Here is a 1,639-nt window from a genome sequence, read left to right as displayed (position 1 = left end):
GGGCCCGGCGGCCCCTGGGGACCGCCACCCGGGCGCTTCGGCCCCGGACCGCGCCCGCCGTGGGCGCGCGGCCAGCACGGCCCCTGGGGCCGCGGCGCGAAGGCCCGCAAGGGCAACGTCCGCGCCGCGATCCTCGTCCTGCTGGCCGAGGAGCCCCGCAACGGCTACCAGATCATCCAGGAGATCAACCGGCGCAGCGACGGCGGCTGGAAGCCCAGCCCCGGCGCCGTCTACCCGGCGCTCCAGCAGCTCGCCGACGAGGGCCTCATCGAGGGCGAGGAGGGCGGCGGGCGCCGCACCTTCCACCTCACCGACGAGGGCCGCGCCCACGTCGAGGAGAACGCCGACGCGCTCGCCGAGCCCTGGGCGCAGATGACGCCCGACTTCGGCGAGGGCGTCCCCGACCTGTTCAAGCAGGCCGCGCAGACCGGCGCCGCCGTCATGCAGATCGTCCACTCCGGCTCGCCGGAGCAGGTCGCGCAGGCCAAGGACGTCCTGTCGCGGGCCCGCCGCGACCTCTACCGCATCCTCGCCGACGACGCCCCCGAGTCCGACGCCCCCGACGCCCCCGAGCAGGACGCGGGGCCGACGGCCGACCCCACGGGAGAGTGACGTGATCCCCCGGCCCACCTACCGCCCGCAGAACGGCGATCTTCACACCGACGGCGCGGACGACCTCCGCATCGGCGACGCCGAGCGCGACGCCGTCATGGTCGCCCTCCACGACCACTTCGCGGCCGGACGGCTCGACCGCGCCGAGCTCGACGAGCGCCTCGGCACCGTCCTCACCGCCAAGACCCGCCGCGACCTGCGCGCGGTCGTCCGCGACCTGCCCGGCGACAGCGGCCTGCCCGAGCCTTCCCCCGCCGGCCCGGCGCCCGGCCGGGCCGCCTTCGGCCATGCCGCTTTCGGCCGGGCGCCGTGGGAGCCGGGGGCGGCGGTCATGTTCGCCGGCCCCGGACATCCCCACTTCGGCCGCCACCACCACCGCATGGCCCGCGCCCGAGGCCACCGGCACGGCCCGCCCTTCCCGGCGTTCCCGCTGCTGCTCGGGGTGTTCGTGGTGCTCGCCTTCACCGTGGGCCCCGGAACGGGGTTCCTAGCGGTGCTCCAGATAGCCCTGGTCATCTGGCTGGTCCGAGCGATCCTCCTAGCCTTCAACACCCGCCGCACACGCTCACGCCAATAAGCACCCGACCACCCCGACCGCCCCACACGCCCGCCGACTGCGGATATGGCGGGCGACGCGCTCGTGGCTGGCGCGCTCGTGACGGGCGCGATAGCGGCGGAAGTGGTCGTGACGGACGCAGTTCCGGTCGGCGGTCGTCGCGGGCGCGGTCGTCGCGGGCGCGATACCGGTCGCGGGCGTGATATCGGCGGGGGTGGTTCCGGGCGTGACGTATCGGCCTGGCCGGACGGTCTCGACTCGGTGGTCCGTTAGGCGTGCCGGTGGGGGCATGGTCGGCGGGGCGGAATCGTGACACCGTCGCGCGCATGAGCTTCGAGCGCTTCCTCCATCCGGTCTCGCCGGCGGGCCGCCCGGACGAGGAGGCGCTGAGCGCCGCCGTCCGCCCGCTCGCGGCGATCGAGCGGCCGCCCTGCTCGCCCGGCGAGCGGGAGGCCGCCCACCTCATCGCCG

General features: G+C 76.0%; 2 protein-coding genes. Both read left to right on the top strand.

Annotated elements, in window-relative coordinates; all coding sequences use genetic code 11:
• Positions 1-612 (top strand): PadR family transcriptional regulator (locus E1300_RS49470; RefSeq protein ID WP_131764149.1); only part of this gene is annotated, 612 nt, incomplete at its 5' end.
• A gap of 1 nt (position 613) precedes the next feature.
• Positions 614-1,189, top strand: a complete 576-nt coding sequence (locus E1300_RS52040; RefSeq protein ID WP_242619921.1) for a DUF1707 SHOCT-like domain-containing protein — start codon at positions 614-616, stop codon at positions 1,187-1,189.
• Positions 1,190-1,639 lie beyond the last annotated feature (450 nt).

It is taken from the genome of Actinomadura fibrosa (assembly GCF_900659615.1).
GTDB lineage: Bacteria > Actinomycetota > Actinomycetes > Streptosporangiales > Streptosporangiaceae > Spirillospora > Spirillospora fibrosa.
Note: the sequence above shows the minus strand (reverse complement) of the source record. Positions and strands in the feature narration are given on the sequence as shown.